Annotated in this window: 20 protein-coding genes, 1 pseudogene and 1 riboswitch; of the genes and pseudogenes, 9 read left to right on the plus strand and 12 right to left on the minus strand. The window is 52.0% G+C overall.

The window, feature by feature from the left end:
* Positions 1–45: 45 nt before the first annotated feature.
* Positions 46–822, minus strand: coding sequence for a MerR family transcriptional regulator (locus tag F3I20_RS06965; protein WP_150037396.1), 777 nt, complete (start codon positions 820–822; stop codon positions 46–48).
* Positions 823–1,182: 360 nt separating this feature from the next.
* Between F3I20_RS06965 and F3I20_RS06970 the strand changes: the two genes are divergently transcribed.
* Positions 1,183–1,578 (plus strand): hypothetical protein, encoded by a 396-nt coding sequence (locus F3I20_RS06970; protein ID WP_150011515.1) that lies wholly within the window; start codon positions 1,183–1,185, stop codon positions 1,576–1,578.
* A 43-nt stretch (positions 1,579–1,621) separates the two neighbouring features.
* On the opposite strand, the gene F3I20_RS06975 is transcribed toward F3I20_RS06970, so the two are convergent.
* Both F3I20_RS06975 and F3I20_RS06980 read right to left on the minus strand, forming a co-directional pair.
* Complete coding sequence (locus F3I20_RS06975; protein ID WP_147788855.1) at positions 1,622–2,095, minus strand: nuclear transport factor 2 family protein; 474 nt, start codon at positions 2,093–2,095, stop codon at positions 1,622–1,624.
* A 55-nt stretch (positions 2,096–2,150) separates the two neighbouring features.
* The gene (locus F3I20_RS06980; RefSeq protein WP_033735722.1) at positions 2,151–2,585 is read right to left on the minus strand and encodes a 6,7-dimethyl-8-ribityllumazine synthase; all 435 of its coding nucleotides are present in this window, start codon (positions 2,583–2,585) and stop codon (positions 2,151–2,153) included.
* A gap of 389 nt (positions 2,586–2,974) precedes the next feature.
* On the opposite strand from F3I20_RS06980, the gene F3I20_RS06985 reads away from it, so the two are divergent.
* A complete protein-coding gene (locus F3I20_RS06985; RefSeq protein ID WP_013196273.1) occupies positions 2,975–3,682 on the plus strand; it encodes a phage antirepressor KilAC domain-containing protein in 708 nt (235 codons plus the stop codon).
* A 133-nt stretch (positions 3,683–3,815) separates the two neighbouring features.
* Here the strand turns inward: F3I20_RS06985 and F3I20_RS06990 are convergent, their stop codons facing one another.
* Positions 3,816–4,613, minus strand: coding sequence for a MetQ/NlpA family ABC transporter substrate-binding protein (locus F3I20_RS06990; protein WP_013196271.1), 798 nt, complete (start codon positions 4,611–4,613; stop codon positions 3,816–3,818).
* Positions 4,614–4,853: 240 nt separating this feature from the next.
* Between F3I20_RS06990 and F3I20_RS06995 the strand changes: the two genes are divergently transcribed.
* Both F3I20_RS06995 and F3I20_RS07000 read left to right on the plus strand, forming a co-directional pair.
* Positions 4,854–5,237, plus strand: a complete 384-nt coding sequence (locus F3I20_RS06995; RefSeq protein ID WP_150011513.1) for a cupin domain-containing protein — start codon at positions 4,854–4,856, stop codon at positions 5,235–5,237.
* Between the two features lie 166 nt (positions 5,238–5,403).
* The gene (locus F3I20_RS07000; RefSeq protein WP_150011511.1) at positions 5,404–5,985 is read left to right on the plus strand and encodes a DJ-1/PfpI family protein; all 582 of its coding nucleotides are present in this window, start codon (positions 5,404–5,406) and stop codon (positions 5,983–5,985) included.
* Positions 5,986–6,047: 62 nt separating this feature from the next.
* Here F3I20_RS07000 and F3I20_RS07005 read toward each other — a convergent pair whose 3' ends face one another.
* The gene (locus tag F3I20_RS07005) at positions 6,048–6,734 is read right to left on the minus strand and encodes a molybdate ABC transporter substrate-binding protein (protein ID WP_150011773.1); all 687 of its coding nucleotides are present in this window, start codon (positions 6,732–6,734) and stop codon (positions 6,048–6,050) included.
* Positions 6,734–7,783, minus strand: a complete 1,050-nt coding sequence (locus F3I20_RS07010; protein WP_150037395.1) for an ABC transporter substrate-binding protein — start codon at positions 7,781–7,783, stop codon at positions 6,734–6,736. The genes F3I20_RS07005 and F3I20_RS07010 overlap by 1 nt, the downstream gene beginning before the upstream one ends.
* 286 nt (positions 7,784–8,069) lie before the next feature.
* A riboswitch (guanidine-I (ykkC/yxkD leader) is annotated at positions 8,070–8,168 on the plus strand.
* Between the two features lie 59 nt (positions 8,169–8,227).
* On the opposite strand from F3I20_RS07010, the pseudogene F3I20_RS07015 reads away from it, so the two are divergent.
* The 5 genes and pseudogenes from F3I20_RS07015 to F3I20_RS07030 form a co-directional block, all read left to right on the plus strand.
* Positions 8,228–8,473: pseudogene (locus F3I20_RS07015) on the plus strand (putative urea ABC transporter substrate-binding protein); the annotation flags it as partial.
* A gap of 291 nt (positions 8,474–8,764) precedes the next feature.
* Entirely contained in the window at positions 8,765–9,013 is a 249-nt protein-coding gene (locus F3I20_RS07020) for a hypothetical protein (RefSeq protein ID WP_150037394.1), read from the plus strand.
* A 138-nt stretch (positions 9,014–9,151) separates the two neighbouring features.
* The gene (locus F3I20_RS07025; RefSeq protein WP_150037393.1) at positions 9,152–9,478 is read left to right on the plus strand and encodes a hypothetical protein; all 327 of its coding nucleotides are present in this window, start codon (positions 9,152–9,154) and stop codon (positions 9,476–9,478) included.
* 176 nt (positions 9,479–9,654) lie between these two features.
* A complete protein-coding gene (locus tag F3I20_RS23870) occupies positions 9,655–9,792 on the plus strand; it encodes a hypothetical protein (protein ID WP_190286153.1) in 138 nt (45 codons plus the stop codon).
* 7 nt (positions 9,793–9,799) lie between these two features.
* Positions 9,800–10,267: a hypothetical protein gene (locus F3I20_RS07030; RefSeq protein WP_150037392.1), complete on the plus strand. Its 468-nt coding sequence runs from the start codon at positions 9,800–9,802 to the stop codon at positions 10,265–10,267.
* 55 nt (positions 10,268–10,322) lie between these two features.
* Here the strand turns inward: F3I20_RS07030 and F3I20_RS07035 are convergent, their stop codons facing one another.
* The 6 genes from F3I20_RS07035 to F3I20_RS07060 form a co-directional block, all read right to left on the minus strand.
* Entirely contained in the window at positions 10,323–10,508 is a 186-nt protein-coding gene (locus F3I20_RS07035; protein ID WP_150037391.1) for a hypothetical protein, read from the minus strand.
* A gap of 177 nt (positions 10,509–10,685) precedes the next feature.
* Positions 10,686–11,078 carry a hypothetical protein gene (locus tag F3I20_RS07040; protein ID WP_150037390.1) on the minus strand — a complete coding sequence of 131 codons (393 nt, stop codon included), beginning with the start codon at positions 11,076–11,078 and terminating at the stop codon, positions 10,686–10,688.
* 317 nt (positions 11,079–11,395) lie between these two features.
* Entirely contained in the window at positions 11,396–12,559 is a 1,164-nt protein-coding gene (locus tag F3I20_RS07045) for a hypothetical protein (protein ID WP_150037389.1), read from the minus strand.
* The gene (locus F3I20_RS07050) at positions 12,556–13,095 is read right to left on the minus strand and encodes a YmfQ family protein (RefSeq protein ID WP_190286154.1); all 540 of its coding nucleotides are present in this window, start codon (positions 13,093–13,095) and stop codon (positions 12,556–12,558) included. The genes F3I20_RS07045 and F3I20_RS07050 overlap by 4 nt, the downstream gene beginning before the upstream one ends.
* Positions 13,096–13,100: 5 nt before the next feature.
* Positions 13,101–14,183 (minus strand): baseplate J/gp47 family protein, encoded by a 1,083-nt coding sequence (locus tag F3I20_RS07055; protein ID WP_150037387.1) that lies wholly within the window; start codon positions 14,181–14,183, stop codon positions 13,101–13,103.
* Position 14,184: 1 nt separating this feature from the next.
* Positions 14,185–14,523, minus strand: a complete 339-nt coding sequence (locus F3I20_RS07060; protein WP_150037386.1) for a phage GP46 family protein — start codon at positions 14,521–14,523, stop codon at positions 14,185–14,187.
* Positions 14,524–14,567: the final 44 nt, after the last annotated feature.

A 14,567-nucleotide genomic window follows, 5' to 3' on the forward strand; every position in this document is an offset into this window, starting at 1 on the left:
TTTACTGGCGCAGAAAAAGCGAAGAAATAGAGAAGCTGCCTGCTATCAGGCAGCGCTGGAAGAGGAGGTTTGTGAAAAATGCAGCTTACAATCAGGTCCACTGAGCATGACCGGAAAACCCTTCTGACTCTGTTGTTCAAAATAGTCCTGCATCACCGGACTGATTCCCGCACCACACCACATCACATGATGCTGGTGCTGATGGATGGCACTTTTAATGGCAGGCTGTCCGGTGGCACGTGAGTCAACCGCGACATTAAAGCCCATCGCCGTCAGACGAATAGCCTCCAGCCAGATCTCCGTTTTATCGAGCACGCTCACCGCTTCCAGAAACAGAGGAACAGACGATTTATTGCGCGATGAGATACGCATCACTTTGTCCGCCTGCTGCTTAACAGTTTGCTCAAAACGGTCGAGACGTCGTGACGCGCCCTGACGGTGATCGGCATAGAGCCAGGCACTCAACGGCCGCAACAGATTAATGATGAAATCATCGCCGCTGTAGTTACTGGACATGTTGTGCATCTGACGTGAAAGCGACAGCGGTGTGCCAAATTCAAGCTGCCAGAGCATGTCGCCTTTACGCGCCGCCCAGCCATAGGTCTGGACTGCCGATGCGTCCTGCTGACCCTGCCTGATCTCATTCAGGGTTGCGCCGGTTGCCGTTAAACCAACCAGAGTATGGATTTCGCTGAGATGAGCATTGGTCCACTCGTCTGCATTCTGCGGTGATGTCAGTAATCCCTGCTTCATCCAGCGTTTCAGATTCGCGTGATGCGTGCCGGTTATCGCACAAACAGTATCGGTAGTATGAAATTGCATATCGTGCCCTCTGCTGAGGGAAAGGCCGCCGGGATTAGCCGGGGATGAACAACCACTATGAACCTTATAAAGGTTAATTAACAGGGGTAACGCCTGTTAAAAGCGCAAAACAGCATGCGTTACGCTGCGCTTACCTTGACTGCTGAACAGGTTAAATTCAGGGCGATCAGCAGGTTAAATGCGCTATTACTCATCATAAAAAGACTGTGTATTTATTCAGTAAAGATTCTTTACGTAAATAGTCCGCAAAAGCAGCGCTGTTTTGTCCATTTTAAGAGCATGCTGACTTCCCACCCCCTTACATCCGGCCTGCAAACCGCTAAAATAATCGGTTCTGATGATCAGGAGAAAGAGTGCCCAATGCGTTATCGTTTTACTCTCGCCGTTATGACGGCTGCTGCTGTACTGACCGGTTGTGCAAAACACGCCGCCAGCGATGCACCAGATGAATTTGCTGCTGGTCCGACGCAGATCGACGTCTCCCATATCAAGACACGCGCGGATGATGGCTCCAGTGTATTCCTGACGGTAGATGGCAAAGACGCTGGCAGATTGCCGAATGGTGAAAGCAAACTGCTGCATGTGCCGGCGGGCAAGCATCAGGTCGGGGGGTATGTACCGACGCTGTTTGGTTTAGGCCGTGTCACCATTGCGCCGGTTGAAGTGACCACGTCACCTGAAGATGTCAAAAAAGTGGCCTATACGGTCACCCGCAACAAAGCCACCTTTGTCGAGAACAAGGGCGAGCAAGGCTGAGTTAATAACGGCGGAGAGCCGCGCTCTCCGCTGGAAATGCCTGTTATAAACCCAGCTCGCTCAGCGATGGATGGTCATCCGGTCGGCGACCCTGAGGCCAGTGAAACAACCGCTGTTCTTCGCTGATTTTCAGGTCGTTGATGCTGGCAAAACGCTGCGTCATCAAGCCCTGCTCATCAAATGCCCAGTTCTCGTTACCATAAGAGCGATACCACTGTAGCTGCTCGTCGTGCCATTCATAGGCAAACCGCACCGCAATCCGGTTCTGGTCAAAACTCCACAACTCTTTAATCAGCCGATACTGCTGCTCCCGCTGCCATTTTTGCTGCAGGAACGCGACAATATCTGCCCGGCCTGTCAGAAAGGTATCGCGATTACGCCACCGGCTATCTGCCGAATAGGCCAGCGCGACACGTTCAGCATCCCGACTGTTCCAGCCATCTTCGGCAAGCCGTACTTTTTCCATTGCCTGTTCAGGCCGGGTAAAGGGCGGTAAAGGCGGGCGTAAATTTTCCAACTTTCTCTCCTCGACGGCGCAGATAGATGCGTTATCCGCATCGATTACAGGTTTATCAGAGATCGAGCGCGTGTATCTGGCAGACAGCGCGTGCCGCTTCCTGACCCTTTTTAACGAAGTGCTGGGTATAGAAGTCGATGAACTCTGCCGATGGCTGGAAATTGTGAGGTGTCAGTGACACGGAGAAGACGGGCACGTTAGTGGTCAGCTGCGCCTGCATCAGACCACTCACGACCGCCTGAGCGACGAAATCATGGCGATAGATGCCACCATCCACCACCAGTGCCGCACAGACAATCGCATCGTAATTGCCAGTCTGTGCCAGACGTTGCGCCAGCAGCGGCATTTCAAAAGCGCCAGGAACATCCCATGTTTTAATCTCGTATGAGGCACCGCGACTTTCCAGTTCCTGTTCAAACCCGGTCAGAACCTGAGAAACAATTTCGCTGTGCCAGTTAGCTTTGATAAAGGCGACTTTCAACGGCTGCATGACTTACTCCAGTAATAGATAACATTCAGTGGTAACGGGCCAGACTGAGCCTCAGCACACTGAATCAAAATAGTGAGCATTGCAGGTCAGTAACCTGCTGAGAGCCTTCACTATACTGCAATGTAAAGAGTCTGTGTCCATCATTGTGATTATATGTAAATAACAGATGACGTCATAAGCCTTACTGGCTGCAGGAAATGGACACCGGGCATCGATCTACTCGCCATGAACACGCCTTCCAGACTGGAAAAACGCCTTCTGCTCCCTTGTTTGCGTAACCGGTTCCATTTACGTTACTGCTTAAATAAAATACTGGATATTTGAACAGTTGTTTGTATAATAAATGGACTACCCGCCGGGTATTGGTAGCGTTAGCGAGGGGTGAACCCATGATGATTTCGACTGAAAGCCTCAAATCTCTGGAACAATCGGTCACAATGAGCAGCCGTGAACTGGCTCAGATGACCGGCATTACACACGGAGAAGTGAAGCGGTTAATCAAAAGTCTGGAAACGGCTCAGCGTCTTTCTCAGCCACTCAAAGTGAATGACTACGAGCGGGATGGAGAAGTGCGTCAGGAGTATCGTCTCAGCAAGCGTGACTCACTGCTGGCTGTCGCGCGTCTTTCTCCGGGCTTTACGGCTGAAGTGCTGGACCGCTGGCAGGATCGTGAAAAGACCACGCATCTGCCTGACTTCACCAATCCGGCTGAAGCGGCTCGCGCGTGGGCTGAGCAGTTCGAGCAGCGTCAGGCGGCGGAGCAACAGCTGGCCCTCTCGGCTCCCAAGGCAGCGTTCTTTGATAGCTTCGTAGAAGTTGACGACTCGCTGGGCTTTCGTCAGCTCTGCAAGATGCTGAAAGTGAAAGAGCCAGAATTCCGCCAGTTTCTGCTGGAGCGCAACATCATGTACCGCGCCAAAGGAACACTGACGCCGCAACACTACCATCTGCAGGCGGGCTACTTTACGCTGCATACCGGCACCGGTGAAAACCAGCACGCTTTTTCTCAGGCGCGCTTCACCTCTAAAGGGGTGAAATGGGTGGCGAGTCTGTGGGCGGGGCATCTTTCTGCTCAGCCTAAAGGTGCAGCTGCGTAACTTCCCCTCTGGCTTTCCTGACGGTCGCCTGCACGCAACCGTGCCGACAGACGTGCAGATGAAAAAGCAGATATGAAAAAGGCCGCATCAGAGTGCGGCCTTTTTTGATCGTTCAAAATCCATTACGGGCGATTTACCAGCCTTTAATGGCATCACCTTTATAGACTTCCTCCGCTTTTGCTGCGACCTCCGGCGACTGCAGCGCTGACTTCAGTTTCTGAATTTTGTCACTGTCTTTATTATCTTCACGTGATACCAGCGCATTGACGTAAGGCGACGAGGCACTTTCCATAAATAAGCCATCCCGATGTGCTGATAATCCAGCCTGAGCCGAGAAGTTGGTATTGATGATGGATAAAGAGACGTTCGGATCGTCTAACGTACGGGTAAGCTGTGGCGTATCCACTTCAACCAGCTTCAGATTTTTTGGATTTTCGATGATATCCAGCGAGGTCGGTAAATAACCCACACCGTCTTTCAGTTTAATCAGACCCTGCGCCTGAAGTAACAGCAGGCTGCGTCCCAGCGTGGTCGCCTCGTTAGAGATGGTAACAGTCGCACCATTCTGCAATTCACTGATGTTCTTGATTTTGTGCGAATAGGCCGCAATCGGGAACACGAAAGTCTTACCTACGACCGCAAATTTATAGCCGCGCTCTTTCGACTGGTCTTCAAGATAAGGCAAGCTCTGAAAAGCGTTGGCATCCACCTCTTTGTTATTCAGGGCTTCATTTGGCAGCACATAATCATTGAAATTCAGGACTTCGACATCGAGCTTGTATTTATCTTTGGCAACCTGCTGTACTACCTGCCAGATTGCTTCATCCGGCCCGGTGTTAATTGCTACTTTGACTTTGTTATCGTCGTCTTTAGAGCAGGCGGATAATAATAAAACAGAACTGGCGAGTAATGCCGTAAACAGACCTTTCATTATCAGAAATCCCTCAGATAGTAGATGGCTTCAAAGATAATACAGAACGCACAGGTTGCGTACTGACGGTGGAATATATCTTATAACCGCAGAGCAAATTTCGGACATTAATTAACCATCTACTCTGCTGACCCGGTCATTCCCGCTATTTTTTTGTATTGTCTGCATCAGCGCCATTTTCTTCTACGCTTACTGCTCGGTCACTACTGGCATTCTATTGAGTAACAACAGGGATTAACCATGTCAAAACAGGATAACGAGATTAACGCGGTCGAAGTGATGCGCAGCAGCCAGGCCTGGAACGGTGAGGTAATTAATGCTTATCCCACCGGCGAACCTGAACTGACAGTGATGCGACTGTCACTGCCTGCCCACACGTCATTGCCCTGGCACACCCACCCGATGCCAAATGCGGCGTTTGTTCTTTCCGGCACACTGATTGTTGAGGATAAAGAGAGCGGCGAACAACGCACGTTCACAGCAGGTGAAGCGCTAAATGAAACGGTCAACAGCGCGCATCGTGGTTACACTCTGGATGAACCCGCTGAACTGGTGATCACTTATGCCGGTGTCAAAGGGCAGGAACTAACCGAGCCGCTGCCGGGAGAACCTGAAGAGTTTTAAGTAGTGGCTTTTGTCATAACTCATGACGGCAGTGTTTCCGCTGCCGCTGTTTAACCCTGAAATAAACCCGCCCGGCTTTGATTCGGATCAGTAAACGGTGTGCCTGCACAGACCAGGATGAACGTTCTTTGCTCCATCCATACCCACAATGTAAAAGGATTTTTTCATGGATAAGAACGTTGCCCTGCTGCTCGCGCCCGGTTTTGAAGAAGCTGAAGCCATTATCACGCTCGATATTCTTTCACGTCTTGGCATTCGCGTGACCACTGTGGCCTGTCAGCCTTACAGGGAAGTGACCAGCTACCATCAGGTTAAGGTCGTGGCTGATGAGTTGCTGGAGGAGAATCGCGAGCGGCTGTTTGATGCGGTGATTGTGCCAGGCGGCCCGGACGGCAGCAAAAATCTGTCAGCGAATGCTGCGGTGATTGATTTTATTCGGCGACATGATGAAGCCGGTCGCCTGGTCTGCCCAATCTGTTCCGCAGCGGCCAGAGTACTGGCACCTCACTCACTTTTAAAGGGACGCCGTTATGTGAGTTCCGGCATCTCTTCAGAGGGAGTGACCGATGGCGTTTACGTTAACGCATCCGTTGTGAAAGATGGCAATCTGCTGAGTGGACAGGATCTGGGCGCGGCGTTTGATTTCGCCTTCGCCATCGCTTTTATTCTGACAGGTGAGGGCGACAAAGCCACTGAACAGGCGGAACACATCAGTCATAAGCTTAACGTGGATTTCGCTAAGCTCTGATTCGATTTTTCGCCCCCAAAGCGTCAGGCTGACGGGGCGAAAAGTAATAGCAAGAACGCTTTTTATTCACAACCAAATCCCGCATCCCGCAATACCGCTTTTGCCTGCTCTGAACCTAAGAACGTCGCCAGCCTTTGTGCCTCTGGCGTGATGACCGCACAGGCGTAGCGTGCAACAGGATTAACAGCCACCGGAATATCAACAACCGTCAGCCTGGCAGCCCGACTCAGGGCTGCCCGATAGCTGGCATAGCCGATAAACAGATCCGCCATATCCGCCTGAATAATCCACTCCGCTGCCAGCCTGCCAGCGGGAATTGCTGGTGAGTCTCGCCCGCCCACAAGCGGGAGGGCGCGCTGGCGCACCGCTTCACCGGCATTACCCATCCGGGAGAAAAGAACCTGCGTATAGTCACCCGACGGGTCGGTACCTGGTGTGGACGTGGCGATTCGCAGCGTGTCACGGGTGAGCAATGTGAACCAGTCGTCCCCAGGCAGAAGACAATCGCTGCGCACCGTAATGCAGAGCCGATTGCTGGTAAACGGCATGACTGACAGCGCGTGTCCGGCAGCCAGCAGCGTTTGCGGATGATCCTCACTGGCTGAAGCAAAGAGGTCGCACGACTCACCGGCCTCAATCCGTTCGCGGAGCAGGCCGGCGGGACCAAAATGGGTTTCAACCGGCTCCGGAAAGTACGCCATTAGTGCTGGCCAGACGCCTTTCAGGCTGCCCGCCGCCAGTACCTGCATCACTCTGGCCCCTGATAAGGGGTGCGATAAAAACGCAGATACCAGCGGTTAGCCAGTTTGTTCATGTCGACATCCTGAAATTTCTGCGGGTAGAGTTTTTTTGCCATCCACAGTTCGCCAAGCCCCATCGCTTCCGGCATCGGATAGCCCCAGGCTTTTGCGTAGTCAGGCATCAGATAAATGCGATGATTTTTTACTGCATCAATGGCCTGCCATTGCGGCGAACTGTTGATCTCATTGATGACAGAAGGATAGCGATCCTGGACAAAAATCACCTGCGGATCCCAGGCGATCACCTGCTCCATCGACACGGTTTTAAATCCTTTCACGGTCGCCGCAGCAACGTTAACCGCTCCCGCATGCTGCATCATCAGACCGGTATATTTCCCGGAACCATAAGTAGTCAGTTGCGGATTGGCCATATAGGCGCGAATACGTTTCTCCGCAGGTATATCTTTCAGACGGTCGCTGACGATTTTGCGACCCTGATCGGTGGCGTCAATCAACGCTTTCGCTTCGGCGGGTTTATTGACGATCTCGCCAATCAGCGTAATGCCTTCGCGCAGACCTTTGTCATAGGCCATTTCCTCATCAGCGAGGGTCGGGTTCATTTTGTCCTGTTCACCCGGCAGGCCATGACGCAGCGAGATAGCCACGACGGGGATCCCCAGCGCGGTAATCCTGTCGATCATCTCATGCGGGGCATAGTTGGTGACAAATACCACCTGCGGATGCAGCGCCACCAGCTTCTCCGGATCAACGTGCGTCAGATCGCCAAGCGTAGCCATATGGTTCAGCTCAGGTGCCAGTCGGGCATAGCCGTCGCCGAGTTGCTGCTTCCAGTTCGCCATCACCCCGACGATTTTATCGGTGGCGTTCATCTGCACCAGCAGGTTCAGCGTCTGATGCTGAAGCACAACAATGCGGTCAACGTGGTCAGGAATCGTAACCTGGCGGCCAATCTGATCGGTGAAGTGGCGTGATGCGTGGGAAGAGAGCGGAAGAAATATCAGTAAGCCGAGTGTGCATACCTGCCAGAAGCGCTTCATTAACTATCCTCGAAAATCGTTATGCATTGGATTATATAGCGATGGGTGATGCGCGTCACGGTCTGGGGCATTATTTTGGGAAAGCAGCAGGTAGAAAAAGAGACTAATTGAGCAAATCGCCCTTATCCCCCCCGCAGCACTGATTATGTGCAATGCCCGTTGCTGGTTCACCATCCCGGTGCTTTCTGTGCCAGAACCTGTCTACCTTACTGATATGGCTTGCTTTAATTTCTGGCACGCCATTTGCTGAAGTCTTAGCAGTAAGCAGCGTATGACACATTGATAGCAAATAGCTGGCTAGGGTTCCGGTTCACGCAGGTGAATGTCTGGTCCGAGAGCTGGCGACCTCTGCGAGGTTACACGGCGGGACAAAAGCCCGGGAGACAGCGGCACCATCTGGTGTCCTGCGCTGCTCCCGTTTTTTGTGCCAACCAGAGGTCAACCATGAAGAAATCCCCCCTCCTGACGCTGATTCTTTCGCTGACGCTGCTGGTCAGCGCGCCGTCTTTCGCCGCCGTCAAAAAAGAGTTCAACATCTGCTGGACCATTTACGCGGGCTGGATGCCGTGGGGCACCATCAGCAATGAGAAGATCATTGATAAATGGGCCAGCAAATATGGCATCAAAATTCATATCACCCAGCTCAATGACTACATCGAGTCGATCAACCAGTACACCGCCGGGCAGTTCGTGTAGCGCGAAAAATTATTTGATACTGATTTGGAAAGTATTTGATTCAGGTTTTATGCTGTGTCGCTGTATCAAATAGCTTTCAAATTGATCGAAATGTAACCGATTCCGTAATTTTCTCAAGTCCATCCTTGTCCCTCCAATATCACAAAGCCTAGCCTTATTGATCACTTATAACGATCAGTATCGCATAATTGATCGTTCAGTCTGATTAATGTGATATTGATCATTTTCACAGCTGAGCTGAAGTCGCATCATTTATGTATGTCTGTTGAATAAGAGGGAATTTAATTGAAAAAAAGACTACTCACGGAGCAAATTCAAAGAGAAATCCTCACTGCGCTTGCAATTGCTTATCCCGATCCTCTTACCGGGAAACAGTATTTCACCGCTTTTGCACGTTACAGCGAGCAAGTAATGGCTGAAAACATCGAGGCTCTGGTTAAACGAGGGCTAATCAAAAAGACAGATGTTCCTAGCTGCGGCGGGGTTAAATTCCTGTCTCTCGCTGAACTGACACTGACATTCGAAATTTGTTGATTACCGGTAATGGTTTACAGATAAAAATTCAATATAATCATACAGGTATAAATTTTACGCTAAGCACTAATGAACTTTAACTGAATTGCTTTCACTATTTAATAGGAAAGCTTATATCTATCGGGAGGTATTAGATAAATGGGTGACAAACTTTTGTCGGTTAAGCTACAGAAGGATATTCTCAGGGCATTGTCAATTTTTCATCCCCGCCCAATGACAGCAAAACAATATTTGAGCTGCTTTGACGATGTTAATGAGTTCGTAATGTTGATCAACATAAGCGAACTCATCCGGAGAGACCTGATTCATCCCGAAGCCATTCGCTATTGTGACGATGAGCCATTCCTGTGTGTGGGCCGTCTGAGATTACAAGCTAAAGGACTTGAGGTGGCAACAAGAGAATACCATCACGGAGCCGTAAAACAATTGCAGTCAGATTTATCAAGAAACTCACAACCTCATTAAACAAATGGTAAATGGCCAATCACTTTTTTCATATACAATCCTTTATATGAAAATACAGCAATTAAATGAAATGCCGGGCTTTATCCCTGCCCGGCTAGGGATTTTAGTGGTACAGTTTTTTCGCCTCTTTTCTTCGCAGGAGCGGGGGCGAAAAATTACCACCTCAGGAGTAAACCATGAACGATAAAGACGAAACTGAAGAGTCCGGATTATGGACTGCTACCATGATCCCTTCATTCGATGGAGCTGTGCCGTGCCACGCGCTGCATAAACCAGCCCCACCGGATGACAGGGATAATAACGAACAGGAGTAACACCTAAATGAAAAACCAGCCAACTGAATATGATTATCATTATCGCATCTGGTATTGCTACTGGCTTGAGATAATGACTGAAACTCTTAATCGGCGCACTGAAACTGCCATGAACGCAACAATGCTGATTCTGGGTGCCATTGTTTCGGGGTCTAATCAGTTCAGCTGGCTGCTCGGACTTGTAATAGCAATACTCAGTGGTTGCCGGGTTGCGTGGCAATATGGTAAGAAAGCCGAAGCAGCAAGGCAACAGGCTAAACGCTATGGTAAACTTCTTGACAGCATGCATGAACTTACCCTCACGGAGATTAAAGTAAGACTTGATTTGATTGAGGAGTTCGACAGTATCCCGCTTTGTTCGCTGTTCAATCCTGCCAGAAACAGGGCCTGCATTTCTCTTAATATCCGCCATCGCGAACACCTTTCATCTCATGAAAAATTCATCAGCTTTCTGAGCGGTGGAATCCCTCAGTGATTACAGCTTTTTAGCCTGATGAAGTAAGTTGAATAGATCCGGCATACCTGTATTTTCAGTCAGTATTATCTGTATGGCCGGATATGGTTTCACGGTAAATGTTAAGAGCCGACTGATACTCAGGCTCGATTTCCTGCAGCGCCTGAGTCAGCCTAGTCTGCACTTCAAGCAACTCAAGCAACTCAAGCAACTCAAGCATGCGCACGGCTTCGCTCTTGCTGGCCAAATCGATGCCACTCATAGAGAAGTGATTTCTGTTTATCTGGTCCATGCAATCTTTACGGGCCGAGCACAGAGCATGATAACGCCCAATAATTATTAACTCTTAATTGCTGTATAGCTTCACCTGAAAACCCTCTGAATAACGGAGAAATGCGCCAGATTAACTGGCGCATGATGGCCGGACTTATCGCGTTGATTAAACCGCTTCAGCCGGTTGTCCCGCGTTTACCGCATCCTGACCATCGTCGATGCTGTGTTTATATTGCAGATTATCGACATAAGTCTGCACCTGCTGTTCTACTTCAGCTTTGTCCGCATCAATGACGGCGTCGGCCAGTTTCTCAGCAATGCCCTGAGCCTGGTCGGCAAATGCCGACTGGATCTTATCGAAGTTGTCACCGCAGGCGGTGCGCACGGATGCCTCATCGCTGAGTGACAGATGACTGACGAAATCAGCCGCAGCAGCAGTGGCATCATCTTTAGTCGGGCCGGTATAGATTGCGGCCAGAATGCCATCAACAACCACTTTACTGCGCAGTTGATTGATAGCGGCTTTCTGGATATTGCCGGTGATATTAATTGTGCTCATGGTGTTTTCCTTTTTGGATTTACGGGTAAAGAACGTGCGCAGCCATGCCAGTATTTTCATGGAATCAGCTCGCTAAATTTAGGATGTAATTAATGATTCTGGTTGATTCAGCATTTAGTCTGAATCAGTTATTCTCTTGGACCGCTCTATATATAATTATAATTGAAACTCCGAACCCATTAGCGCCCGTACTGGGGCGCTTTTTTTAACCGTTATTTACGGTTTATCTGGTCAGATAATTGCGCTATATCCCGTCTCATCGCTGACGCTGCTGAGATCCAGCTTACGCAGAGCTTTGGCGTATTAAATCTATTTGGTCAGGCTGTTCTCATCCAGCCCAGAAGATGCACATACTCATTCTGTACGCTGAATGCCTGGCCTGATCCTGCTGCACTGGTCTGCATCAGGGCATAACCACCTTTGGCATCCGTACCAAATCGACCCGTTCCCCACTGTCCTGCACCCTCATCGGGTTTAGTGGAAGCATCACCTGTAGCGCCGCCTGCGTGCCGGTGTGGTGGCAGGTGTGCTTCTGCCAGCGTTACCGTATTACTCCCGCCCACTGCCAGTGGGTCAGTACCCAGCACAATGGCGCGACCGTCATAGCCAGTACCATTAAGATATTGCCAGGTCGTTCCCGGAAAAAGCCCATTCGGGTCGGTTCCGTTGCCCATCAGCATCACATAACCCACAGGAAAGGGGCAGTTGGCCGGACTGTAAACTCGCCGCCCATTCTCGTAAATCTCTCCGTTACCACTGATGGACACTTCACCGCTCTGTTTCGTATTGTCACTGTTTACAATGCGAAAATTGAACCCGCCCGATCCCGAACCTTTATTATTGATAAACGCGGATTCTCCCTGGCCATTGGTTTCATTCCATTCAATCCAGGTGCCTTGCTGATTCAGAGGAGCGCCGTGCCCGTTGGCGAACAAAAACGGAGTGGTAACGCCTTTGCTACCAACAGTGCCACCCTCTGCCGGAAAAGCGTTACAGTCAGCGGCCGTGGGCGGGTTTTTCTCGTAAAACAGCGCGCCCATTGGCGAAGAATCTACTTGGGCAATGAGTTTTTTGCCGTTCCATCCCGCATAAACCTTATTGGTTAACATTCCAGTGCCTCCGCCCTGCTGGACGGCAACCCAGTTACCGACCTTATCAAGCGAAAGGGCTTCTCTGGCTTTGGCTGAGTCGATCAGATCGGACAGGTTTTTATCTTTCTGCAGCGCACCGCTGACGCGGCTGTCGTCTTCTGCCAGAAACAGGGATTTCAGCGCATTTAAAAGCTGGTCATTAGTTGCGTCGGCGGGCTTAATGCCTGCGGCAGTTAATATGCTGATGACTTCTCGCTGCAGGCTGCGGGTTGCACCCTGCGTATCGTTCATATAAACCGGCGTGACGATAGTGGCTAATTGCCCGGTCTGATTATCTCGACCGTGAAACTGGCCGTCGTCGGTATTAATCGGATCAATTAAGGGTTTCATTTATTGCTGCCCTCAGAATATTTAAACAGGCACTCGGTATGCGCCGGTTTTAAACGTTTAAATAAGGTTTCAAGGTCGGGATCGCCTGTTTCTTCCAGACGGTCGCCGACAACGGATTCACCCACGCGGAAATACCACACGCGCTCAGGTGCACCGTTCACGTTCACTATCCAGCGCCACTTTGGATCGTCTGGTTCATCAATCGTTATGTCATAGCCCAGCGCTTTTGCCAGGTTAATAAAGTACTGGCGGCTCAGTCCCCCGGCCTCAGCCAGCGCGGCCATGACTCTGGCGCGGCGTTGCTGCAGGGTGTCGCTGTCGTTCACGGTCAGCGCGTAAACCCGCTCCCAGTCCGGCAGCGTGAGCGTGGCCAGATTGGGATCGGTGGAGCTGACCAGCCCGGATATCAGCGCATCCACTGTAGCGAGTAGTTTTGCCTCGGCGCTGAGTTCGGCGCTCAGCTGCTCACCCGAGGCATCGTAGGTCACCGGCGGTAACAGTTGCGCCAGCAGACTGTAATAATCGTCTCTGGTCACGCGCGCTATTCCTGCAGCTGAGTGAAGGTAAACGTGCCCGGCCTTACCCACTCGACGGTGTTTTCGTCCACGGTCGGCGTGACGTTGGCGGTGGGTTTTGCCAGCTCGTAATCCAGCACGCCATCGACGTCTGAAATCAGCGCACCCATCTGGCTGCGTATCGCCTCCTGACCGGGGATGAGCGCGTTAAACCACGTATTGAGGCTGGTTGTGATTGCGCCCTGTACCGCATCAAAGGTGACGCTCTCACTGATGCCGACCGCCGCCGTGACGTCCACGGTTTTGATGGTGGGAGCCAGCACCTTGCAGCCCGCCGCACCCGGACCGACCGGGCGGACGCTGTCGATATAGTCCTGCACGGCCTTCAGGGTTTCGGCTGACGGCAGACCGCCGGTCGCGGTGATGACGACGTCGACCGTACCCAGCCCGCGCCGCAGCGGAAACACGTAAGCGCCACTGACGCCGTTCACCGACTCGGCCCAGACCTTGTAGTCGTGGGCGTTGCCACCCGCAGGTGGCTGGCGCATCACGTCCAGCAGACGTGCCAGCAGCTCGTCGTCGGTCTCGGTGTCCGTTGCGCCGGTCATGGTGACAACCGTCACGGCGCTGTCGATACCGGATGGCGCGGAGACCAGCGTACCGGTACTGCCTGCGGTCAGGTTGCCCGCCGTGCCGGTAGTGGTGGCCTTCGCGGCCACGGTGAGTGCGCCATCGCTGCCGGTCTTACCCGCCTCAGTGGTCTGGTACAGAGTGTCATTACCCTTAACCCGGAACTGAAGCCCGCTCGCTACAGTGGTTGCCGCCTTACCGGTCAGCGTGACGCTGCCGCCTGCGGCGGTGGCCTGCTTGCGGGTCAGACTGCGCAGGCGGGCGTGCATCTCCAGATACTCCGTGTCCGCTGTGTCCGGGAAAGCCTGACGCAGCGCCCATGCAACGTACTGGTACAGACCCCAGTGCGCTGAGGCTGTGGCGTTAGCCCGCACCCGGTAGTCGCTGTCGGAGTAAACATCCGCATCCGGCAGCTGATTGCTGACCTCATCCAGGTAATTTCCGGCGATGTCGTCCTGTGACGGGATAGTTAACGGCATGTCAGCTCACCTTCACCGGATGTTCAAACGTGGCCACGTCACCCGTGGCCTGCGTAATGCGGACAGAAAGAGAGAGCCAGCCCGGCAGCTTCCGGGTTGCGGTGACCGAGATCGCCGTCGCGCGACCGTCCGTGATGAGCGGCGAGAGCGCCTGAAAGGCGTACTGCTCAGCCAGCGCGCGGGTCTGCTCCGTATCCTTACGGGGCAGCAGATGCAGCTTCGATCCCAAATCCTTATCAAAGAGCCAGCTTCCCAGCGGGGTCTTCAGGCGCATCTGTACGGCGTTCTCCAGGCCGGTAGTGCGTTTACCGTTATAGTCGCCTGTAGCCGGATCAATCATTCTGTCCATGCCGGGCAGACTATCGCGCGCGCGTGAGGTGCGCC

Source organism: Candidatus Pantoea gossypiicola, assembly GCF_008632075.1.
Classification (GTDB): Bacteria; Pseudomonadota; Gammaproteobacteria; order Enterobacterales; family Enterobacteriaceae; genus Pantoea; species Pantoea gossypiicola.

Bases quoted from the DNA above. Each gene is read 5' to 3' on its own strand.
- F3I20_RS07010 (WP_150037395.1), bottom strand. From the start codon at position 7,783: ATGAAGCGCTTCTGGCAGGTATGCACACTCGGCTTACTGATATTTCTT.
- F3I20_RS06980 (WP_033735722.1), bottom strand. From the start codon at position 2,585: ATGCAGCCGTTGAAAGTCGCCTTTATCAAAGCTAACTGGCACAGCGAA.
- F3I20_RS07000 (WP_150011511.1), top strand. From the start codon at position 5,404: ATGGATAAGAACGTTGCCCTGCTGCTCGCGCCCGGTTTTGAAGAAGCT.
- F3I20_RS07030 (WP_150037392.1), top strand. From the start codon at position 9,800: ATGAAAAACCAGCCAACTGAATATGATTATCATTATCGCATCTGGTAT.
- F3I20_RS07040 (WP_150037390.1), bottom strand. From the start codon at position 11,078: ATGAGCACAATTAATATCACCGGCAATATCCAGAAAGCCGCTATCAAT.
- F3I20_RS23870 (WP_190286153.1), top strand. From the start codon at position 9,655: ATGAACGATAAAGACGAAACTGAAGAGTCCGGATTATGGACTGCTACC.
- F3I20_RS06985 (WP_013196273.1), top strand. From the start codon at position 2,975: ATGATGATTTCGACTGAAAGCCTCAAATCTCTGGAACAATCGGTCACA.
- F3I20_RS07060 (WP_150037386.1), bottom strand. From the start codon at position 14,523: ATGATTGATCCGGCTACAGGCGACTATAACGGTAAACGCACTACCGGC.
- F3I20_RS06990 (WP_013196271.1), bottom strand. From the start codon at position 4,613: ATGAAAGGTCTGTTTACGGCATTACTCGCCAGTTCTGTTTTATTATTA.
- F3I20_RS06995 (WP_150011513.1), top strand. From the start codon at position 4,854: ATGTCAAAACAGGATAACGAGATTAACGCGGTCGAAGTGATGCGCAGC.
- F3I20_RS07025 (WP_150037393.1), top strand. From the start codon at position 9,152: ATGGGTGACAAACTTTTGTCGGTTAAGCTACAGAAGGATATTCTCAGG.
- F3I20_RS07055 (WP_150037387.1), bottom strand. From the start codon at position 14,183: ATGCCGTTAACTATCCCGTCACAGGACGACATCGCCGGAAATTACCTG.
- F3I20_RS07035 (WP_150037391.1), bottom strand. From the start codon at position 10,508: ATGAGTGGCATCGATTTGGCCAGCAAGAGCGAAGCCGTGCGCATGCTT.
- F3I20_RS06965 (WP_150037396.1), bottom strand. From the start codon at position 822: ATGCAATTTCATACTACCGATACTGTTTGTGCGATAACCGGCACGCAT.
- F3I20_RS06970 (WP_150011515.1), top strand. From the start codon at position 1,183: ATGCGTTATCGTTTTACTCTCGCCGTTATGACGGCTGCTGCTGTACTG.
- F3I20_RS07005 (WP_150011773.1), bottom strand. From the start codon at position 6,734: ATGCAGGTACTGGCGGCGGGCAGCCTGAAAGGCGTCTGGCCAGCACTA.
- F3I20_RS07045 (WP_150037389.1), bottom strand. From the start codon at position 12,559: ATGAAACCCTTAATTGATCCGATTAATACCGACGACGGCCAGTTTCAC.